The organism is Zymobacter sp. IVIA_12111.31 C1 (genome assembly GCF_047495495.1).
Classification (GTDB): Bacteria; Pseudomonadota; Gammaproteobacteria; order Pseudomonadales; family Halomonadaceae; genus Zymobacter.
In genome coordinates, this window is record NZ_CP179930.1 from 690,417 (window position 1) to 711,024 (window position 20,608).

Consider the following 20,608-nt stretch of genomic DNA (forward strand, 5'->3'; position numbering starts at 1 on the left):
CGAAAACAGCGCGTGGCTCCCTCTGCGCTTTCCGATGCGCTTCATATACACTAGAGGCACTGTCACGACGACAGTACATCCCGCCTGACGACAAGCCGAACGGGATGCCGCATTTCCATAACCCTCTGGTGTCACCATGAAGACCAGTCGCCTTGAGCAAAGACTGATCACCTACTCCACCCTGATGATGTCCCTCGTCGCCATCGGCGGCCTCGGCTTTGGGGTGTACTCTGGATCGCATTCCATCCTCTTCGACGGTTACTTCTCGGTCATTGCCGTCGCCATCAAACTGCTGATGTTCTTCATCGTTCGGCTCGTCGAGCGACAAACCAGCGACCGTTTCCAGTTCGGCTTCTGGCATCTTGAACCGATGGTACTGGTGCTAGAGGGCGCGTTCGTCTTCGTCATCGCTATCTACGCGCTGGTCAATGGCGTTATCGGTATCATTGGCGGTGGTCACGCCGTCGAGTTCGGTGCCGCGTCCGTATACGCTGTACTATTCACTGTGCTGAACGGTTCCTTCTTCTTTTACGTCCGCAACCGCAACCGAACGCTCAAATCACGCCTGATCCAATACGACAACGTGAGCTGGCTCGTCGATGCAATGCTGTCAGCAGGGCTGATGGTCAGCTTCCTGCTGGCGTGGTGGTTGCAGCAGACACAGTGGGCGTGGCTGTCGGTCTATGTGGACCCGCTGTTGCTGGTACTGTTGGCGATTGCCATGTTCCCGATGGCGATGGAGATACTAATGCCGTCATTCCGCGAGGTGCTCGGGATGGCACCAGAACCGCTAGATGCACGCGTGCAGGAGAAAGTCTCGGCTATCGTTAAGCGCTACGGCTTTATTGGTTACGAAACCTACGTCGAGCAGCATGGCAGAGGGCGCTTCATCGAAATTCATATTCTGGTGCCCGATGACTACCACGTCGAAACCCTGAAGACGTTGGACGTTATTCGCCAAGAACTGGCCGATGCGCTCGGCAAGCCCTCACCGCACCGCTGGCTGACAATCTCCTTCACTTGTGATGAAAAATGGATGTCGCCTTGAGTCCGGTAGGCGGATAGGTTACCCCTCCATGACAACGCCCATGTCGTCGACCTGACGGCATGGGCGTTGTCGTATGGTGAAGATGTCCGAGAAAAGGCCGCAGAGGAAAGGCATCGGGTGTCACGCAGCGTTTTGCCTCTGCACCGCCTTTCTTATCGTGTATAGCCTGCGCTTATGTCTCTCTATCTGTTTAGTAATACGCGAAGGGATGAGGCAGGTTGGTCGGCATATAGTGCAGCAGATACCCCCCCTTGAAGATCAGATAAGCCGACACCTGTGACAGCACATGCAGGCCTAGCATGATACGCAGTGATACACCTGCGGCGCGTAGCGTGCCGAATATCCCACAGCAAACCAGCATGGCAATGGCATTAGTGGTGAGCAATGACGAGGACAGCAGCATCACGACGATCGAACTCAGCGCGACGCCGAAATAGCCTGTGTTCGTGTCGATGCGCCGAAACAGGTCGGTGATGATCGCCATGCCGATGACCAACGGTACCTTGGAAAGTATCAGGTACGTCAGCTCGTACGGTATCGTGTCATGGCTGTAGGCCAGTAACGGGGCGATGCTCAGTATCACGGGTGAGAAGAACAGCAACGCCAGCACCAGAGTGAGCAGAACGATGGCTGATTTGAACTGCCGTGCCGCCCAGCGATCCCAGATGACCCCGACTATTGCGAACATGACCAGCCCCCACTTTGATATCAGCGGATAGAGCACGTTCATCAGGTTGGTGCCGTAGTCGAGGAGGGAGTCGGGCGGCGTCAGCAAGAACAGGTTGTAGGCACAGATCAGCGTAACGACGATGGCCATGTAAGCTGACGAGGATGTTGGTCGTCGTGCGTGGAGGAACGCCGCCAGGACGGCTGATTCATCACGGGGCGCGGAGGCAAGGTTAGCGCGGACGAGCGGCCAAATCAGGCACAGCACCGTGCCGACGATTAGGCCCGGCACGGTAAGGCCGACGGTGGCACGGATCATTGGTGAACAAAGGCCCATCGACGCAGGTAGGGCTTTCTGCACGAAGGCCGCCAATGGTGCGGCATGCCAGTAGTAGACCGCGAGCAGGACAGACAGTGTTATTCCACCCGCGTACAGCCTCATATGATGCGATGCAGGAGAGGCTTGATTACTCATAGAACGTGTATCCCTATAGATGGCGGTATTCACTGCGCGGCCGGCTGAAGCATGTCACTTAGGCGCGTCAGGCCGTTCTGCAGCGCCATCTCTATGGCGTAGTCAATGATGTGGGTGTTGTTGTTCTCATTGTAGGGCAGACATTCGCTGAAGCCGCGCTCGCCATGGATGATGCAATTGCCCTGTTGGCGTACCACACTGACCTGTCGCCACGGGAAAAACACGACTTCGGGATCCTTGAACAGCTTCTTACGACTGATATGGATTCCTTCATCGCTGACCATCGACCCACCAACCACATAGCGCTCACCTGCGCGGAGCCCTTCCAGCAGGCGTGTCAAAATCTCAATGCCTGCCATCTGCCAGATCGTGTCGACGATAGTGCTGTATACCGCTTTACGGCGGGTGCGGATCGTCATGGGGCGGCGTTTTTGGCGATCGTCTAGATGGATATCATAGGTTGTACCGGTTGGAATGCCGTTGTAGATGTGGCGCGTACCGCCCCAACCTGTGGAGACGATGTCGCTGAAGCGCACGAAGCGGCCTCTCCATTGCACGCCTTCCTGCGTGATGGTCAGCGTGCTTCTGAATATTAAACCTATCTTCACTTCATATATTGGCGTCTGCGTGGCGGGGGCCGGGGACGGTGTGGCGTTATCGGTCATACGGCGGTATCTCTAGGCGATAATTAATAAAAGCAGATCGTGGTTCGCCACGTGTGCGCAATAATGATCACAATAATTAAGAACGTATTCTAAAATGTGTAGCATTATAATAACGAGCGAGACCCAGACAGTGGGTTGCGGATAATAACCCGGCAACAGATAGGCGGTATTCTAGCGGAACGCCAGTGCCAATGATATGCGTCATTGTGGCAGAACAAGTACATTGGTGGGAATGTTAGTGGGATTATGCAAACAGGCCTTATTACTGTTGTATAAATAAGGATGACAATAAGTGCTTGATAAAGGCACGTGCCAAAGCCGCTGCCGTGAGAGTGGTCACTTCAAGAATACGTGTTATCACGAGTAACAATTCAGAACAGGCTAAAAAGCCTTCCCGAGTGGGAAGGCAAGGTGAGGTACACAAAGGGGCTTACTGCTGTTGGAGTTCCGGAGGCAGGTTCCAGAAATCATTGGCATTGTGGGTGATGACATACTGTTTGAAGTCGTTAGAAAGATACGCTTGCTTGATCTCTTCAGCCCACTTCGTCTTCTCGTTGCCAGCCTTGACGGCCACGACCAGATATAGATTATCGATCAGGTCTTCGCGCAGCAGGCTCTTGCTCTGATCAACCTGGGAGGCATAGGCCACGCTGCCGGGAATAACGGCATAGTCGACGTCCTGCAGCGTCCTCGGAATATTCGCTGAATCCATCTCGACGATGTCAATCTGCTTGAGGTTGTCGGCGATGTCATTGCGCGTCAGCAGCACCGGGTTAGCATCGGCCTTCAGTTTTATCCAGCCTGCTTTCTCAAGCAGACGGTAGGCGCGCGAGGTGTTGGAAGGATCCTGTGGAATCGCGATCTTGGCATGGGCGCCAATGTCGTTCAGAGATGCATGACGCGTCGAGAAAATGGCGGCGGCCACGGTTGGAATGCGCACCAGCGGCGTCAGGTCAGCACCGCGCTGGGTGTTGAACGTGTTCAAGTATGCGGTGTGCTGATCCACATTGAAGTCTACAGAGCCTTCGTTGATGGCCACATCGGATTCCAGCAGCCCCGTGAAGTTCACGTGCTTCACCGTATAGCCTTTCTGCTGCAAAATCGGCTCTACCGCGGAAATGAACAGCTCGCTGTACGGTCCCGGTGAGATTCCCATCGTAATGTCATTCTTGTCGCTGCCGACAGGGGCTTTGTCGTGGCCACAGCCAGCAAGGGCAAAGGGAACCAGTACGGCGGCCAGTGATGCACCAAGCAGATAGGTCTTCATGATCGTTATTCCTCTCAGTTCCCTTTGAAGTATCGGGATAGGGCATTGCCCAGTGATTGTAGTAGCTGTACGACGATGATCAGTGTGACGACCGTGATGATCATCGCGACGTTGTCGAAACGCTGGTAGCCATAGCTGATCGCCAAGTCACCGATACCGCCGCCCCCGATGGCGCCGGCCATCGCCGTGGCACCGATTAGGGTGATGATCGACGTGGTGTAGCTCAGAGCGATCGAGGGGCTGGCTTCGGGCAGCATAAAGTGCCAGATGATCTGGAAGGTGGTCGCTCCCATGGCATCGGCGGCTTCGATAATGCCGGTGTTGATCTCCAGCAGAGAGTTTTCCAGCAGGCGTGCGATATAAGGCGTGATGAAGAGGGTCAGTGGCACAATCGCCGCCGTCGAGCCGATCGAGCTGCCGACAATCAGATGTGTTAGCGGTATCACGGCGATCATCAGTATGAGCGAGGGCAGTGAGCGCAGGATATTGATGATGGTGCTGATGACCGTATATAGCGGAACGTTCTGCTTCAGCCCCAGTGGGCGCGTCAGGATCAGGATCAAGGCCAGCCCCATGCCCAGCACCGCGCCGATCGCGAACGATACGCCGGTCATGAAGAGGGTCTGGTAGGCCGACTGCAGGAAAAGTCCGGTGGTGATGTTAGTCGTCATGCTGGAACTCCCGAGGGTCGATCTGTACCGCTTTTATGTCCTGCGATGAAAGGTACTCAAGTGCATTGGCGATCTCCTGTTCCTGACCTTTTAAGATCACGAACATGTGGCCGATGATGTCGCCTTGGATATCGATCATGTTGGCGAAGATGATGCTGAGTTCGACGTCACCGCGGCGAATAAGCTGGGTCAGTGCCTGCTCGTTGGCGGTCGGATTGAGAAATTCCAGCCGGTAGAGGTGGTCGGCGTCAGTCTGTGACAGTGATCTGAACACGGTCACCGGCAGTTTCTGATTGATAATGGCATTAACGAATTGGCGCGTTACCGGGTGCGTGGGTGCCTTGAACAAGGCGGGGGTTTTGCCCTGTTCGACCACGCGGCCACCGCTCATCACCGCCAAGCTGTGGCACGCATAAGTGACCACGCTCATCTCGTGTGTGACGATAACAATAGTGACGCCGTGTTCCCGATTAATCCTTTTCAGCAGGTCGAGAATGGAGCGCGTCGTCTGTGGGTCCAGCGCTGAGGTGGCTTCGTCGCACAGCAGGATATCCGGCCTGTTGGTAAGCGCGCGCGCAATACCCACGCGCTGCTTTTGGCCGCCGGACAGAGCACGCGGGTAAACATCTTTCTTATCCTTCAATCCCACGTAGTCGAGCAGGTCATCGACGATCTTCCTGCGCTTTGATTTTTTGACCCCGTTGAGTACCAGCGGCAGGCCGACGTTCTCGGCCACGGTGCGGTTTTCCAGCAGGTTGAAGTGCTGGAAGACCATACCGATCTTCTTCTTCTGTTGTCGCACGGCCTGCGGTGAGGCCTGAGTGAGGTCGCGTCCGTCGATGAACACGCTGCCACTGGTCGGTGTTTCCAGCGCATTAATCAGGCGTACCAGCGTGCTCTTGCCCGCACCGCTGTGACCGATAAGACCAAATATCTCGCCTTTGGGGATATCGAGGGTGATGTCATCCAGTGCCAGAACATTGTTCTGCCTCTGCGAGAATGACTTCGTTATGTGCTGAAATCTGATCATTTCGTCTTCTCTGTCACTTTGCCTGCTGTGCCTCGAGCACATGCCGATGGGCGGCGGTAATGGACGTCAGCAGTGAAGGCGTCTGGATAAGCTCGATGGCTGTCAGGGCCAGTACTCGTGCACCTAGACCGATGCTGTCCAGTCCCTTGCGACTCTTGGCAGCCTCTCTTGAGTCTAGTGAATGCAGCACGATTGGCGTGTCCGAAATGCTGATCATGGGCTGAATCGTTGGTACGAGCTGGCTGACGTTGCCCACATCGCTGGAACCGTAGCCTTCGTTCACCGGTTTTTCTTCGAGCGTCTGGCCGTACAGTGCAAGGTTGCGGGCATAGACATCATCGAATTCACGGATGATCAGCGTGTTATCCAGTTTGTTGTCATATTTGTCGAAGAAGGCTGACGCGCCTGTTGCCAGCGCTGCGCCCTGCACGATATTGCGGAACCGTTCGGTCATGGCATTCAGCACCGGACGTGTTTCGGCTCGGAGAAAAAACTTGGCACTGGCGTGCTCGGGAATGATGTTGGGGGCGGAACCGCCATCGGTGATGATGCCGTGAACGCGTGCTCCCGGCGGCAACTGCTGACGCCAAGCATTGACGCCATTGAAGACCTGAATGACGGCATCCAGCGCATTGATGCCTGCTTCAGGCCGGGCTGCGGCGTGAGCGGCCTTACCAACGAACTGCACATCCACCATGTCCACCGCCAGAGAGGGCGAGGTGCGGGTGTGTCGATAGCCGGGGTGAGCGCACAGCGCTGCATCGACATCGTCGAAGAAGCCCGCCTTCACGAAACTGTCTTTGGCCCAGCCGTGTTCACCGCCTTCCTCGCCCGGTGTACCGTATACCCGGACTTCACCACCGATCTCGTCGATGACATGGCGCAGCGCACTGGCGGCCAGCGATGATGTGGTGCCGAATAGGTTATGACCGCAGGCATGGCCGATATCGGGCAAGGCATCATACTCGGCAAGAAACACGATGACGGGACCGGGCTTCGCGCTGGTGTAGCGGGCATCGAACGCGGTGCGATGGCCTGCCACCTCCTGCCGTACGGCAAACCCTTGCTGCTCCAGCAGAGCCACTAGGGTATCGCGGGCAAAGAACTCATGATTGCTGGTTTCAGGCGTTGCGTGGATCTGCAGTGCTGCCTGCTGGTAATCGTCTAAGAATGTCTCCACGAAGGTGTCGATTGCGTCGCGTAGTGCCATCTGCCCCATCCCTTTGGTATTAATGTCAGGATCGTCGAATGTCGGTGCGCGCGACGCCATGACCGCGATAAGCGGTCATGGTCAGCAATCGCTATTTTTATGTGATGAAATAAAAAAATGCTGATCTGACGGCGTAGAACACGACGATATGAAATAAATAAAAAATTTAAGTGCGCGTTATTTACATATTCTTAAAACATATGATGTGGAGCGTCAATCGAGGGGCTAGACGCATATGATCTTAAGATATAATAGGTGCAGTGTTTCTTTTACATTCGTGATAAAGATTCATTGATGATAACGATGGGGGAATGGGCCGTTGCTTTGGTGAGGCGCGATGAAGACGGGAGTTGCTGCCACAGCACACGATGCGCCGCCGACGGTGCGCACGGTGCTTTTTTTGTCAGGACTCCAGCAGGAAATAGGGCGCGATCGTCTTATTTATCTTCATTAAATAATAAGAATAGAGTCGTCGTATTACCTATGATTAGCGTCGGAATAATACGGCTATACAGGATATCGTTGATAATAAATGTCGCAGCAGTCAACGTAGGTAGGGTTACCTGCCTTGCGCGACGATGACATTTGGGCCGCGGCATGCGTGAAGGATCAGTGCCATATGTTCGGCTGCCATTGCTCGCGTAACGTCAGCCGCTATAGCGCGATGTGCCGCTGAGCGTTGTCTGATGGTCGGTGGGGGGCGTTGTTGGCATGCTCGCACGCCGCCCCGTTGAGAGGGCGGAAACGTGTCGGTGACACCGCTGGCTGGGCGTGGCGTAGTGCTGACGTGCTGTCGTCGCCGCCATGGAAAGCGGCGGGGCGATTGTCAGGAGTGCGGTGGGGCTGACAGAACGGCTTTCAGGCTTGCTGGGCCTCGTCGTAGGCCGTCTGGGCGGCGATGATGGCATTCATGTTGTGTTCGGCCCAATGAGTGAGCACCGTGACGGTCTCCGTAAGCGTCTGTCCCAGTCTTGTCAGACTGTATTCAACCGTGACCGGTACGGTGGGCTGCACTTCGCGGTGAACCAGGCCATCGCGCTCAAGTCGACGCAGGGACTGCGTCAGCATCTTTTGTGAAATGCCCTGTATGTCGCGCCGCAGGCTGTTGAAGCGAACGGGTCCCTGTTCTAACCGATCCAGAATCAGCAAGGCCCATTTGTCGGCAAGCCGCCCCAGCACTTCTCGGGCTGGACAGCAGTCGTTGTAGATATCGTAGGTAAACCGTTCACTCATAACCACTGTGTTCTCTTGAGGTAGTCACTCGGAGGTAACGTAGTGTCGTGCAGGTGCCTTCTTTCGCGACATTACCATTGTGTATAAGCTGAAAATGATTTTCATTGCCTAGCAAGGCGTCTGGGTGTGTATCGGTCGCCTGCCGCAGCGGCTGAAGGCGAGCTGTCCTGTACCGAACGCTAGGCTTATGCCACTCGAGCGAGGACGCTGTTTTCCTGCGCGAAGTGTGCCATTTTGACTATACCTACCTCTCTATGGGGTCGACAACGTTTAGCGACCACGAGGGGGTCTAGCATCAGTAGGCACGTGAATGCCTTTTCATAGCAAATGACCTGACTGTAAACCTTAGGAGGTTTCCATGCTTACTCGATTCAATACCGTAGTGGCTCACTCTGATTTTGGGCGACTGCTGCTGCGCCTGACGTTCGGCATCCTGATGCTGTTCCACGGCGTTTCAAAAGCCCTGCACGGTATCGGCTGGATCTCGGCCATGCTAGAAGCCAAGGGCATTCCGGGTTTTATTGCCTACGGCGTCTTTATCGGTGAAATCGTTGCGCCGATCCTGATCATCATCGGTGTGCTGACACGTCCTGCAGCGCTGGTGTATGCCTTTAACCTGCTGGTTGCGACGCTGCTGGTGGGCATGGGGCGTTTCTTCTCGCTGACGGACGTCGGTGCATGGGCTCTGGAAACCGAAGCGCTGTATTTCTTCGGCGGGCTTAGCATCATGTTCCTGGGTGCTGGTCGCTATGCACTGGGGGCCAACTCACGCTGGTCATGACGGCGTGAAGGTGCGGCCGTCTGAATATGCCATTATCAGGCGGCTGCACGAATAGTTTGCTAGAGCGCTAATCGTAGATGTATTGCGTCAGGCATGACGCAAGATTCAAATGCGATGAGCGGATGCTTTTTCTATACCGATATTCATCGTTTATCGAGCGCTAGCGGTGTCGCTCTCAAGATAGAAAAGGACAATTGGCTGTCCCACGCGGTTGTCTTAAGGGGATGTTTTATACTCCCATACCCATGTCATTGAGGAGGCTTCAAAGCATACAGTTGCGGTAGAAGCTGTCTGTTTTGGACAGAGTAAAAGCAATTATCCAGGTGATGAAACAGCCTCTAACCCCCCATTGTTCTGCTTGTCTATGCCGTAAATGGTGCTTTCTTTTGTTGTTCCCTTGCTTGTTGCCCTTGCTGTTATCCTGCCGCAAAAATCTGGCGCAGCTGCATTCAAAGCAGCATGCCTCTGTATTTGCCAATGGCCTTAATCGCCAGTGGATATACCTTCATTCATGCTGAGAGAACGTTTAGAAGGGCGCTCGCACTTGCTGGCGCCTACCTCAGAGCGGGGCGTAGGGGCGTACAAGGCCATCCGCTCTATTCCAATAATTGGCTGAGCTGATCGTAGCCGTGTTCGATGGCTGAAGACACCATCGCTTCGAGCAAATGGATGTTGTCGCACGAGGCATAAGGCAGCTGATGGAACAGCCCATTACGCTGGCCAATGAACAGTTGGCCGTTGTTGCTCCACAGGTCGACGCGATCCCATGTGAAGTAAAACATCTCCGACGGCCTTAACAGGCGAGGGCGTGAGATATACAGCCCTCGGTCGTCGATGACAGCGCTTGAAAACCGATAGCGCTTGCCATGTTGCAGGCCTACCAGCAGCGAGATCATCAGGCGCGAGCAAGCATGTTCCCACAGCTGCTCGACTATCTTCTTGTATACGCTCTTGCGGCGCGTCACGATCTGGGTCGGAAAGCGATCGCGGTCATCCTGCAGCAGAATGCAGTAGATCGTGCCGGTTGGGATGAAGCTGTAGATAGGGTACAGCCCGCCCCAGCCGGTTGCGGCAATGTCATTGAAATGAATAAAGCGATTTTTCCACCGCAGCCCTTCTGCCGTGATGGTGAGCGTCTTTCTGAAGATCAGGCCAATTTTGGTGGTGTAGACGCTGTCCTGATGGTCATGGTGCGTGAATTCAACGAGTGCCCCTGTCATTGCATCCCCTCCTGCCACCTCGGCTAAGATGTGCGGTGCCATTCTGAATATAAATATATGTATTGATTGATAGCGTTACATGCATCATTTAATTAAATGAAATCCTTTTTATCGGTGCATGTGATTTGTCATGGTGTTGATGGTCATTGATATCGGCATAGAGGCCATAGAAATTTGATATTTATTCTTCTTTATAATGTGGCATATTAAAGGAGCGTAAGGGCTTACTGATATTAAGATGGCATGATAATGACGATATTTCTGAATATTGAAGAGTGAGAATATTATGAGGGGAAGAGGGCGAAAGTTATCGTCGATCTTCTACCATCACCATGGATAGCCGATCCGCATAACAACCTTACCAATCAGTATTTCTGTTGACAGGGTATTGCTTCGTACACTCGAAGCAGGCCCTTTCATCCATTACGGCAGCAGGAGTACGACAGCATGGCATCGACATTCAAGAAAGTAGCATGGCTACTCCCGTTGTGGCTGGCTTATCAGCCGGTGGCGCATGCAGAGGACATTTCACTGCTGAACGTGTCCTACGATCCGACACGAGAGCTGTACCAGCAGTACAACCAAGCTTTTAGCCAATGGTATCGGCAGCAGAGCGGTGATCAGGTATCGATCCGCCAAAGCCATGGTGGGTCGGGAACCCAGGCACGCAGCATTATCGAGGGGGCACCTGCGGACGTAGCGACACTGGCACTGGCCTATGATATTGACGCCATCGCGGAACGCGGGCGCAAGCTGGTCGCGCCGGACTGGCAGAAGGCGTTGCCCGACCGCAGTTCTCCCTATACTTCCACGATCGTATTTTTAGTGCGCAAGGGCAATCCTAAGCACATCAAGGACTGGGATGATCTGATCAAGCCCGGCATTTCGGTGATCACGCCGAACCCCAAGACCTCAGGCGGCGCACGCTGGAATTATCTGGCGGCATGGGGGTATGGGCTGAAACAGTCGCTGGGTGATCTGAAGGCTTTGCATGATCCGGCGCGCAAGGCGGACGTGGCAAAAGCGCAGGCCGATGCGCAGGCATTTGTGACGCAGCTGTTCAAGCATGTACCGGTGCTGGACAGTGGCGCGCGCGGTGCGACCAATACCTTTGTTCAGCGTGGGCTGGGGGATGTGCTGATTGCGTGGGAAAACGAAGCGTTCTTGGCGCTGAAGGAATCGGGTGGGCAGGATTACGAGATCGTGACGCCGTCAATCAGCATTCTGACTGAGCCGCCTGTAGCGCTGGTCTCCGGTAACGTCGAGCGTAAAGGGCCGAAGGCCGAGCAGGCCGCCAAGGCTTATCTGGAGCATCTGTACTCTCCAGAAGGGCAGCGCATCGTGGCAGAGAACTTCTATCGACCCCGCCGTACTGAAGGTGTCCCGAAAGCGCTGCTGGACCGGTTCCCGAGCTTCCAGCTGACGACAATCGACGATTTTGGTGGCTGGCAGGCGGCACAGAAGACTCACTTTGCCAACGGCGGTACCTTCGATCAGATCTACAAGCGCTGATCGCACTCCACATCTGTTCGCTATCGTCATAGAGAAAAGGGGCCTAAGGCCCCTTTTTTTATTGTTATGTTTTTATTGTTATGGCGTGTCTATCGTCTTGCGTGTCGAGAGGGACGGATGGCTTTTTTGTCGCCGGAACTTGTGGTGAAGGCCTTTCTATCGATACTCAGCGTTATCAAGCATGAGGTAACGAGGTGGGCCGCCAGTGCTTACATGGGAAAACTGAACAGGTGATGAGGTGTTGCGAAGACACGCTCGCCGCGCGTGAAGCGCTGCTGTTCCGCAATATGGTGGGGCAGCAAGGCGTGCCAAGGGCGTTCCAGCCACGGTGCGTGCAGTTCGACGCGGACATGCGCGCCCAACGATACAACGTCATGGATATCGACGGGCAGATATGCCTTGGACGCGTCGGGCTGGCGGTCGAGTCCTAGGTCGTAGGGACGAATCTGCACCGTGGTGCTCTGGGCGGGCAGGTAGGCTTCACCGCATGTCAGTAGGCCGTCTGTCAGCTGGCCCTTGAACAGGTTGCTTTCTCCCAGAAAATTGAACACGAACGTGTTGCTGGGGGCCTGATAGAGGGCTGTGGGCGTGTCGATCTGCTCGATACGGCCGTGGCTCATCACTGCAACACGGTCCGACAGTTCGAGCGCTTCCTCTTGATCGTGGGTGACGAAGACACAGGTGAATTTGAGCTTGTCGTGCAGTGCACGCAGCCAGCGGCGCATCTCGACGCGTACCTGAGTATCGAGCGCGCCGAACGGTTCATCCATCAACAGCACTTTGGGCTCGACGGCCAACGCGCGAGCCAGTGCCACACGCTGCTGCTGACCACCGGACAGCTGCGCGGGCAGGCGCTTGGCCAGAGGGGACAGCTGGATCGTGTCCAGCAGGTTATTCACTCGCTCGGCAATCGCTTGTGGCGAAAGACGCTGAGCACGAGGCTGCACGCGAAGCCCGAACGCAATGTTCTCGAAGACCGTCATATGGCGGAACAAGGCGTAGTGCTGGAACACGAAGCCGATCTGACGATGGCGCACATGTACTGCCGTCATGTCTCGGTCACCGAAAAGGATGCGGCCCGCGGTGGGGTGTTCCAGACCGGCAATAATGCGCAGCAGCGTCGTCTTGCCGGAGCCTGACGGCCCCAGCAATCCGACCAGTTCTCCTTGTCTTATTTCCAGAGAGGTCGGATGCAGGGCCGTGACGTCTCCGAAGCGGCGTGCTACCTGATCTACGATGATGCTCATCCGTTACTCTCCTTCGGTGTGCGGCTGGGCATGACGGTCCAGCAGCGCCTTGATCAACAGGGTGAGGACCGCCAGCAGTGCCAGTATCAATGCACTCGCAAAGGCGCCTACGATGTTGTAATCCTGATAGAGCTGCTGGACCTGTAGTGGCAGTGTGCTGGTTTCACCGCGAATAGCCCCCGATACGATGGATACGGCTCCAAACTCGCCGATGGCGCGCGCATTGGTCAGTACCACACCGTACAGCAGCGCCAGACGGATATTGGGCAGTGTGATACGGAAGAACAGCGTCCAGCTGTTAGCCCCCAGTGTCACAGCCGCTTCCTCTTCCAGACGTCCTTGTACCTGCATGACGGGAATGACCTCACGCGCGACGAATGGGCAGGTCACGAACAGCGTGACCAGCACGATGCCCGGCCATGCAAACATCAGCTGTATGTCGTGGCCTGCAAGCCAGCCGCCCAGCCAGCCATTGGTGCCATACAACAGCAGGTACAGTAGCCCCGCGATGACCGGGGACACCGCAAAGGGAATGTCGATCAGGGTCTGCAGCAGGCGACGCCCGGGAAATGAGAATCGCGTGATCAGCCATGCCAGCGTGACCCCGAACACCAGATTGATCGGCACGGTGATTACCGCCACCAGCAAGGTAAGCAGTAGTGCTTTGACCGTGTAGAGGTCGGTGATACTGGCCCAGAACGGTTGAATCCCTTGCGCGAAGGCCTGCACAACAATGGCGATGAGGGGCACTAGTAGCAGCCAGAGCGCGACTAGGCTGGCGGCACCGATCAGCACGCGCCGAACAGTGCGCTGATAGCCGATCCTGATCATGTCTCGCCTCCATGAAGGCGGCGGAAGAAGCGGGCCTGCCACGCGTTGATGAACAGTAGAAGCAGCAGCGATGAGGCCAGCACCAGCGATGCCAGTGCCGCGGCGTTGGCGTAGCTGTATTCTTCAAGCTGCGTGACGATAGCCAGCGACATCACCTCGGTCTTGTAAGGGGTATTGCCAGCGATGAAGATCACCGCACCGTATTCGCCCAGCGAGCGGGCCAGGCTCAGCGCACCACCTGTCAACAGCGCGGGCCACACCATCGGAAACAGCGCACGCCAGAACGTCTGACGCTCGGTTGCACCCAGCGATACGGCCGCTTCTTCGAGTGTTGCCGGCAGTTCTTCCAGAATGGGCTGTACGCTGCGCACCACGAAAGGCAGGCTCGTGAATACCATGGCCATGATGATGCCCAGCGGCGAGTAAGACACCGTAATGCCCACTTTGGCCAGCCATGCTCCCAGTGCACCGTTTGGTGCGTACAGTGTGGCCAGCGTGATGCCGGCAACGGCAGTGGGCAGCGCAAACGGCAGATCAATCAGCGCATCAAGCAGAGTGCGACCGGGAAAGCGATAGCGCACCAGCACCCAGGCCAGCAACAACCCCGTCAGCACATTGATGACCGACGCTGCCAGTGCGGTCAGAACGGTCACCTTGTAACTCGCGATGTTGCGTGAATCGGTAATGACCCCCCAGTACTCTGCCCAAGATAGCTGCGACAGCTGCCCAATCAGGCTGGTCAGTGGCAGCAGCAGGATTAATGCGGCGTAAAGCAGCGTCGTGCCCAGCGACAAGGTAAATCCAGGTAGTACGCGACGCGTCGATAGCAAGGTCGAATCGCTCATTGGGACGCAGTACTCCTGCCGCGGTCGTGGGGTGCCGTTTCGCTGGCCTGTGCTTGCCATAGCGATGGGCTGAAGGTCGTCAGGCCGCCAAGACCCTCGTCTGCCAGCATGAAAACGCGCGGCATACCGCTCGCTGCGTGCTGTACCGCACTTTCTTCAAGGCGAACAACGTAAGCGATCTTCTGAAAGAACGCGCGCAGTACGAATGAAAGTGTCATGACGAACCCTCCTGTCAGCCACGGCCGATGGCATAAGGCGACGCGGGCGTCTCTTCATGTCATCGAGTCATGAAATAATGAGGTTTTAGAGTAAACAGCTTTGTAATCGGCTGACAATTAACGGGCTAGTTCCTTTTTCTCTAACCTTAGAAGCGCAGTGCTTCCCGTGCGCTAGAACAGGATGCTATAGGAATATGAAGGCGAGCGTGTTGGGAGGACGTGCAGGAGCGCATAAACGGCGGAACGGTGAGGCTCACAATGACCGAGAGGCCCTATGGCCGGGGGGGAAATGTATCTGAATTATAAGCGTGGGTCGCGATAGTAATCTTAGTTTTGAAGTACAAGTTATCAAACATGTAACACGCTAATAGGCAAGCGAGACTGCATTGCGCATAGCCACTTATGGTTGAATTCTTTTGACGATCATCCTTTAACGCGAGAGATGCCGGTGTTTGTCTGCATACAGTGGGTTTAAAGCGTGTTTCATACCCCTACTACCCATGTCGTTGAGGGGGCTTCAAGCTACAACATTGCGGTAGAGCGGTAGAAGGAAAGGGTAAAAGCAATCACTCAGGTTATGAAACAGCCTCTTAGAGCGTGCTTCCTAACCCCAATACCCATGTCATTGAAGGAGTTTCAAGCCACAACATTGCGGTAGAAGCCGTCTATTTTAGAGAGTAGAAGCCGTCTATTTTAGAGAAAGGGTAGAAGCAATCGCTGAGGTTATGAAACAGCCTCTTAGTGCCACAGCATTTTAGTGGCTAGTGTGATGGCAAGATGAGTGATATCTCGCTCACCTTGCCATCAGATTTATACCGATGCCGCTGCTTACCCTGCCAGCGTAGGGAGGCTGTGCGCATGATGGAGGTAGCGCTGGGTCGCTCAGTTCGATGGGCCCACAGCCACCGTGTATACGATCTGCTGTGGGCCAGCTATCACGGCGGGGTGGTGCTATCTATCGGCACATTGCAGCGCCCACAGAATGAACGCGTCCTGTCGCGCGGCATCGCGCCATGCTTCGAAGCGCCCCGAGGCACCACTGTGACCGGCATCCATTTCAGTGCGCATCAGCACAGGGCCTCGAGCCGTGCCCGCCTGCGTGATGCGGGCATAGAGCTTGGCAGGCTCCCAATAGGCCACGCGGGAGTCGTGCCAGCTGCCTTGAATGAACAGTGCGGGCCAAGGTTGATCGCGCAGGTTGTCGAGCGGCGAGTAGGCCTTGATGCGCTCAAACACATCGGGGCGTTCGGGGTTGCCCCATTCGGTGTATTCCGCCGTTGTCAGTGGCAGATCGGGGTTCTGCATCGTACGCAGCACGTCGACAAACGGCACATCCAGTACGGCGGCGCAGAAGGCTTCCGGGGCCAGATTGATGCTGGCACCTACCAGCAGACCACCGGCACTGCCACCATGGGCCACGACACGCTGCCCATCGCTGATGCCTTCATTGACCAACGCATCGCGAGCGGCAATGAAATCGGTGAACGTGTTGTGCTTGTGTTCCAGCTTGCCGGCACGGTACCACGGTTCGCCGCAGTCACCGCCACCGCGGACATGGGCCACCGCAAAGGCGACACCGCGTTCGAGCAGCCCCAGCCGCGGAATGGAGAACCACGGATCAAGCGTTTCGCCATAGGCACCGTAGCCATAGAGTAGCGTGGGCAGCGGTACACCACTGGCGGCTGCCGTTTTCGTCATCACGACCGATACCGGTACCTTTACGCCATCCGGTGCGGTGGCCCACAGGCGGCGTGCAACGAGATCGCTCGGTTGAAGATCACCATAGACGGGCTGCTGCTTCAGCAGCGTGCGACTGCCCGTGTCGAGGTCGCAGGCAATATAGCGCGGTGGGGTAGTGAAACTCTCTTCGCGGATGCGCAGCGTGCGGCTGTCGAAATGCGGGATGTCCTCCAGCATCAGACTGGAAGGCGATTCTTCCAGTGGCAGCAGCGCATCATGGGTCACCGCAAAGGTCGCCGTTGATGCCGCAGCCGATGGCGTCCCTTCGATAATGCGCAGCCGTACCTGTGCATCCGCATGATAGCGCTCGGTCAGCACGATGCCCCATTCGAAGGCATCTACGCCGTCCAGCGTGACATCCTCTCGTGCTGGAAGCCAGGCGTGCCACTGTGCCGGAGCGCTTTCCGGCGCCAGATCAAGCTGCCCCTGCGGTAGCGTGGTGTTATGCAGTACCAGAAATACACCAGGCATATGGTCCAGATGGTATTCGATGCCCGTTTCACGTGGGCGAACACAGTTCAACGAGCGTGAAGACAGATCGGCCGGCAGCAAGTGCGTTTCCGAGGTGTCCTTGGACGCCGTTTCGATCATCAGCCACTGGCGTGAGCGTGTTTTGCCCAGCCCAACCCAGAATTCGGTATCGTTTTCTTCGAACAGGCAGAACGGCGCGTCGGCCTGCTGTGTATCCATCGCCCATATGCTGGCCGGGCGCTGGGTGCCATCGTAGTGGCTGTACAGCAAGTGGCGGTTATCTTCCGCCCAGATCAACTCGGGGCCGATACCCTCTGCCAGCTTGATCGGTTCGCCTGAGGGCAGGCGGCGCATGTAGAGGTCGTAGTATTCATCGCCGCGGGTATCGAGCGTCCAAGCCAGCCATTGTTCATCCGGTGAAATGGCCAAGTCACCCAGTTCGGCGAACCCTGTTTCACGGGCAAGGGTGGGCAGGTCGAGCAGCGTCTGGCGCTGTTCAGGCTGGCCGATGGGATGCCGATACCATACGGGGTATTCCGCCTCGGCTTCGGTGCGGTGCCAGTACACATGATGGGGCAGCGTGGTGGATAGGCTGGTCACGGCCAGTTCTCGGCGCTTTAGTTGCTGGTCATACAGACGTTCGATCAGCGGCGTTAGCGGCGTGAACCAGGCATCGGCTTCCTGATTGGCGGCCTCAAGAAAGCGCCGGACCTGCGGGTTTTCCCGCGATTCCAGCCACAGCCACTCGGGATCGTGATCCTGAAAGAAAAGGTCAACGGGGCGTTTGGGTCTTGATGGAGACTGCGCTTTCATCACTGGGCGTGTACCATAGTCACTATTGTTCGTTAAACATTGTTCGTTAAACGTCTTGAAAACGAGGAGACATCCGTACAATGGCTTCGGTGCTCAATTCTCTTCCTACTCTCTGGATGCTCTACCTTGTGCTGTCCCTTATCGTACTGATAATGGGGTGGCTCGGCACGCGCTGGTTGCCACGCACGCTGCAATGGGTGCTGGTCGGCATCGTTGCGGGCGTCTGTTGGATGCCGTGGAGCTTCCATGAAACCGCTACCGTCACCGACGATAGCTTCTCCGGTGTTGCGCCAGCGATTATCGTCGCCATGATGGACGTCATGCGCCATCGTGCAAGCACGGCGTTGCTGGTCGTACTGCTGGCCGCCATCATCGGTGGGGCGGTGGGCGTTTTGTTCGGTGCTTGGCGTGCACGTCGTGCCTCGGGCGATGATCAAAGCTCGGGTGGCTCGACGCAGGCTGAACCGCAGCGGCGTGAACGTCGCGAGCCAACGCTCTGAACGGCGGCTGATTCAACGCTATAGTGCAGCAGCTGATCGTCAGCACTGCAATGAAAAAAGGCATCCTTTATGGATGCCTTTTTTGTTGGTGCAAAATGAGATCAGTCGACGTTGATATCTGCAAATAGCGGGCTCGTCAGGTAGCGTTCACCGCCATCGGGCAGAATGACGGCAATCGAACGGTCCTGGAACTCGGGGCGTTCAGCTAGTCGAACGGCCGCTGCTACGGCAGCACCACAGGAAATGCCGCACAGAATGCCTTCCTCGGTGGCCAAGCGACGGGCCATGGCAATCGCGTCTTCGCTGGTCACGGGCTGCACGTCATCGACCAGCTCAAGGTCTAGGTTCTTCGGAATGAAGTTTGCACCGATTCCCTGAATCTTGTGTCCGGCGGGTGTCAGTGGTTGGCCCGCCAGCGCCTGACTGATAATCGGGGACTCGGCTGGCTCCACCGCTACCGAGTGCAGCGGGCGTTTGCGAGCATGCTCAAAGTAGCGTGAAATTCCGGTCAGCGTACCGCCCGTACCTACACCTGCCACCAGTACGTCCAGCTCACCGTCGGTTGCCTCCCACAGCTCTGGTCCGGTCGTCCGTTCATGAATTTCGGGGTTGGCCGGGTTCTCGAACTGCTGCGGAAGGTAGTAGCGTGCCGGATCGCTGTCACGAATCTCGGTTGCCTTGTCGACGGCTCCCTGCATGCCTTTGGCCGGTTCAGTCAGTACCAGCTCGGCTCCCAGTGCCTTCAGTACCTTGCGGCGCTCAATGCTCATTGAAGAGGGCATGGTCAGGATGACCTTATAGCCGCGTGCGGCACCAGCAAAGGCCAACGCGATTCCGGTATTGCCGGAGGTCGGTTCGACGATGCTCATGCCTTCCTTCAGTTCGCCTGATTGCTCGGCGCTCCACAGCAGGTTGGCCCCCACGCGATCCTTGACCGAAAACGCAGGGTTGCGCGATTCGATTTTGGCGTAGACACGCGGATGCTGGGTCACGCGGCGCAGGCGGACTAGCGGTGTATTGCCAATGGTTTCCGTGTTGTCCTCGACGATACGGCTCATAAGACGCTCCCTAGCAGCAAATGAAGTGGCTTGCAGTGGCATGCGGTGGCGCACGGCGACAAGCGATTGAATCCAGCCTAACGCCAGAGCAGAACCCGGGCAAAGAGAAAAAGGTTATGACCTTAGAGTCTATTCACATCCTTTGATATCAAGATAGGAAAGCTCGGATGGCTTGGACAGCATGCCGACCGATAACATCAAATGGCAGTGTGTTATCATTCATAATTCATTGTTTTTAAAATATAAAAATACCACATCTCTATCGAGTGGCATGTGCCGCTTCTCAACCGATCATGCAAGAGGTACCGCGGCTTGCCGATAGTTGAGGGAGCTTGCTCACGCCTATAGCGACAGGGAAACCCTTGGTATCCGGCACGAAGCCGGTGACTGAACTCCCTTATCACAACACTACGGATGACGTGTACAAATGAAAAAGACACTGGTTCTTGCCGGCGTTCTGGGGGCTGCAACGCTGATGTCGGGCTGCGCCACTGAGTCTTCGCAGGCTTTGAAAGTCGAACAGGTCAACTCAGCACACAGCGACTATCACGGCCCACGCCAGCCGCTGGCGATCGGCAAGTTTGACAACCGTTCGAGCTACATGCGCGGACTGTTCTCGGACGGCACTGATCGTTTGGGCGGGCAGGCGCGCACCATTCTGGAAACGCACCTGCAGCAGACGCACCATTTCTCGATGCTGAATCGCGACAACATGAATGAGCTGGCGCAGGAAAGCGCGTATTCGAAAAAAGCCCAGCAAGTGAAAGGGGCCAGCTATGTCGTGACCGGGGATGTGACCGAGTTCGGGCGTAAGGAAGTCGGTGACCATCAGCTCTTTGGCCTGCTGGGACGCGGCAAACAGCAGATCGCTTATGCCAAGGTCAACCTCAACATTATCGACGTACGCACGTCCGAAGTGGTGTATTCCACGCAGGGTGCCGGAGAGTACAGCCTGTCTAACCGCGAAGTGATCGGTTTCGGTGGAACCGCCAGCTATGACGCCACGCTGAACGGTAAGGTGCTTGATCTGGCCATCCGTGAAGCCGTCAATCGCTTGGTAGAAGGCATCGACAGCGGGGCATGGGCTCCAGCTCAGGCGCAATAACT

At 56.1% G+C, this 20,608-nt stretch carries 19 protein-coding genes; 5 read left to right on the forward strand and 14 right to left on the reverse strand.

Annotated features, from left to right (window positions below):
• Positions 1–136 precede the first annotated feature (136 nt).
• Positions 137–1,048, forward strand: a complete 912-nt coding sequence (locus tag ACMHYW_RS03095; RefSeq protein WP_414500838.1) for a cation diffusion facilitator family transporter — start codon at positions 137–139, stop codon at positions 1,046–1,048.
• Between the two features lie 190 nt (positions 1,049–1,238).
• Here the strand turns inward: ACMHYW_RS03095 and ACMHYW_RS03100 are convergent, their stop codons facing one another.
• The 7 genes from ACMHYW_RS03100 to ACMHYW_RS03130 form a co-directional block, all read right to left on the reverse strand.
• Complete coding sequence (locus ACMHYW_RS03100; protein ID WP_414500839.1) at positions 1,239–2,189, reverse strand: hypothetical protein; 951 nt, start codon at positions 2,187–2,189, stop codon at positions 1,239–1,241.
• Between the two features lie 29 nt (positions 2,190–2,218).
• Positions 2,219–2,854, reverse strand: coding sequence for a hypothetical protein (locus ACMHYW_RS03105; RefSeq protein ID WP_414500840.1), 636 nt, complete (start codon positions 2,852–2,854; stop codon positions 2,219–2,221).
• A 430-nt stretch (positions 2,855–3,284) separates the two neighbouring features.
• The gene (locus ACMHYW_RS03110; RefSeq protein ID WP_414500841.1) at positions 3,285–4,121 is read right to left on the reverse strand and encodes a MetQ/NlpA family ABC transporter substrate-binding protein; all 837 of its coding nucleotides are present in this window, start codon (positions 4,119–4,121) and stop codon (positions 3,285–3,287) included.
• Between the two features lie 14 nt (positions 4,122–4,135).
• Positions 4,136–4,792 carry a methionine ABC transporter permease gene (locus ACMHYW_RS03115; RefSeq protein WP_414500842.1) on the reverse strand — a complete coding sequence of 219 codons (657 nt, stop codon included), beginning with the start codon at positions 4,790–4,792 and terminating at the stop codon, positions 4,136–4,138.
• Positions 4,782–5,822 carry a methionine ABC transporter ATP-binding protein gene (locus ACMHYW_RS03120; RefSeq protein ID WP_414500843.1) on the reverse strand — a complete coding sequence of 347 codons (1,041 nt, stop codon included), beginning with the start codon at positions 5,820–5,822 and terminating at the stop codon, positions 4,782–4,784. Before ACMHYW_RS03120 ends, ACMHYW_RS03115 begins: the two co-directional genes overlap by 11 nt.
• A 13-nt stretch (positions 5,823–5,835) precedes the next feature.
• Positions 5,836–7,032: a M20 family metallopeptidase gene (locus ACMHYW_RS03125; RefSeq protein ID WP_414500844.1), complete on the reverse strand. Its 1,197-nt coding sequence runs from the start codon at positions 7,030–7,032 to the stop codon at positions 5,836–5,838.
• Positions 7,033–7,890: 858 nt separating this feature from the next.
• Positions 7,891–8,265: a winged helix-turn-helix transcriptional regulator gene (locus tag ACMHYW_RS03130; RefSeq protein ID WP_027705081.1), complete on the reverse strand. Its 375-nt coding sequence runs from the start codon at positions 8,263–8,265 to the stop codon at positions 7,891–7,893.
• 358 nt (positions 8,266–8,623) lie between these two features.
• Between ACMHYW_RS03130 and ACMHYW_RS03135 the strand changes: the two genes are divergently transcribed.
• Positions 8,624–9,046, forward strand: coding sequence for a DoxX family protein (locus ACMHYW_RS03135; protein ID WP_414500845.1), 423 nt, complete (start codon positions 8,624–8,626; stop codon positions 9,044–9,046).
• Positions 9,047–9,642: 596 nt separating this feature from the next.
• On the opposite strand, the gene ACMHYW_RS03140 is transcribed toward ACMHYW_RS03135, so the two are convergent.
• Complete coding sequence (locus ACMHYW_RS03140) at positions 9,643–10,266, reverse strand: hypothetical protein (RefSeq protein WP_414500846.1); 624 nt, start codon at positions 10,264–10,266, stop codon at positions 9,643–9,645.
• Positions 10,267–10,713: 447 nt separating this feature from the next.
• Here ACMHYW_RS03140 and ACMHYW_RS03145 point away from each other — a divergent pair, with 447 nt between their 5' ends.
• On the forward strand, positions 10,714–11,778 hold the full coding sequence (locus ACMHYW_RS03145; RefSeq protein ID WP_414500847.1) for a sulfate ABC transporter substrate-binding protein: 1,065 nt from the start codon (positions 10,714–10,716) through the stop codon (positions 11,776–11,778).
• Positions 11,779–11,987: 209 nt separating this feature from the next.
• On the opposite strand, the gene ACMHYW_RS03150 is transcribed toward ACMHYW_RS03145, so the two are convergent.
• The 5 genes from ACMHYW_RS03150 to ACMHYW_RS03170 form a co-directional block, all read right to left on the reverse strand.
• The gene (locus tag ACMHYW_RS03150) at positions 11,988–13,025 is read right to left on the reverse strand and encodes a sulfate/molybdate ABC transporter ATP-binding protein (RefSeq protein ID WP_414500848.1); all 1,038 of its coding nucleotides are present in this window, start codon (positions 13,023–13,025) and stop codon (positions 11,988–11,990) included.
• Between the two features lie 3 nt (positions 13,026–13,028).
• Positions 13,029–13,856, reverse strand: a complete 828-nt coding sequence (cysW, locus tag ACMHYW_RS03155) for a sulfate ABC transporter permease subunit CysW (RefSeq protein WP_414500849.1) — start codon at positions 13,854–13,856, stop codon at positions 13,029–13,031.
• Complete coding sequence (gene cysT / locus ACMHYW_RS03160; protein WP_414500850.1) at positions 13,853–14,701, reverse strand: sulfate ABC transporter permease subunit CysT; 849 nt, start codon at positions 14,699–14,701, stop codon at positions 13,853–13,855. Before cysT ends, cysW begins: the two co-directional genes overlap by 4 nt.
• On the reverse strand, positions 14,698–14,919 hold the full coding sequence (locus tag ACMHYW_RS03165) for a hypothetical protein (RefSeq protein ID WP_414500851.1): 222 nt from the start codon (positions 14,917–14,919) through the stop codon (positions 14,698–14,700). The genes cysT and ACMHYW_RS03165 overlap by 4 nt, the downstream gene beginning before the upstream one ends.
• 951 nt (positions 14,920–15,870) lie before the next feature.
• The gene (locus ACMHYW_RS03170; protein ID WP_414500852.1) at positions 15,871–17,943 is read right to left on the reverse strand and encodes a S9 family peptidase; all 2,073 of its coding nucleotides are present in this window, start codon (positions 17,941–17,943) and stop codon (positions 15,871–15,873) included.
• Positions 17,944–18,023: 80 nt separating this feature from the next.
• On the opposite strand from ACMHYW_RS03170, the gene ACMHYW_RS03175 reads away from it, so the two are divergent.
• Positions 18,024–18,443, forward strand: coding sequence for a hypothetical protein (locus tag ACMHYW_RS03175; RefSeq protein ID WP_414500853.1), 420 nt, complete (start codon positions 18,024–18,026; stop codon positions 18,441–18,443).
• Positions 18,444–18,544: 101 nt separating this feature from the next.
• Here ACMHYW_RS03175 and cysK read toward each other — a convergent pair whose 3' ends face one another.
• Positions 18,545–19,501 carry a cysteine synthase A gene (gene cysK, locus ACMHYW_RS03180; RefSeq protein WP_414500854.1) on the reverse strand — a complete coding sequence of 319 codons (957 nt, stop codon included), beginning with the start codon at positions 19,499–19,501 and terminating at the stop codon, positions 18,545–18,547.
• A 427-nt stretch (positions 19,502–19,928) separates the two neighbouring features.
• Here cysK and ACMHYW_RS03185 point away from each other — a divergent pair, with 427 nt between their 5' ends.
• The gene (locus ACMHYW_RS03185) at positions 19,929–20,606 is read left to right on the forward strand and encodes a CsgG/HfaB family protein (protein ID WP_414500855.1); all 678 of its coding nucleotides are present in this window, start codon (positions 19,929–19,931) and stop codon (positions 20,604–20,606) included.
• Positions 20,607–20,608: the final 2 nt, after the last annotated feature.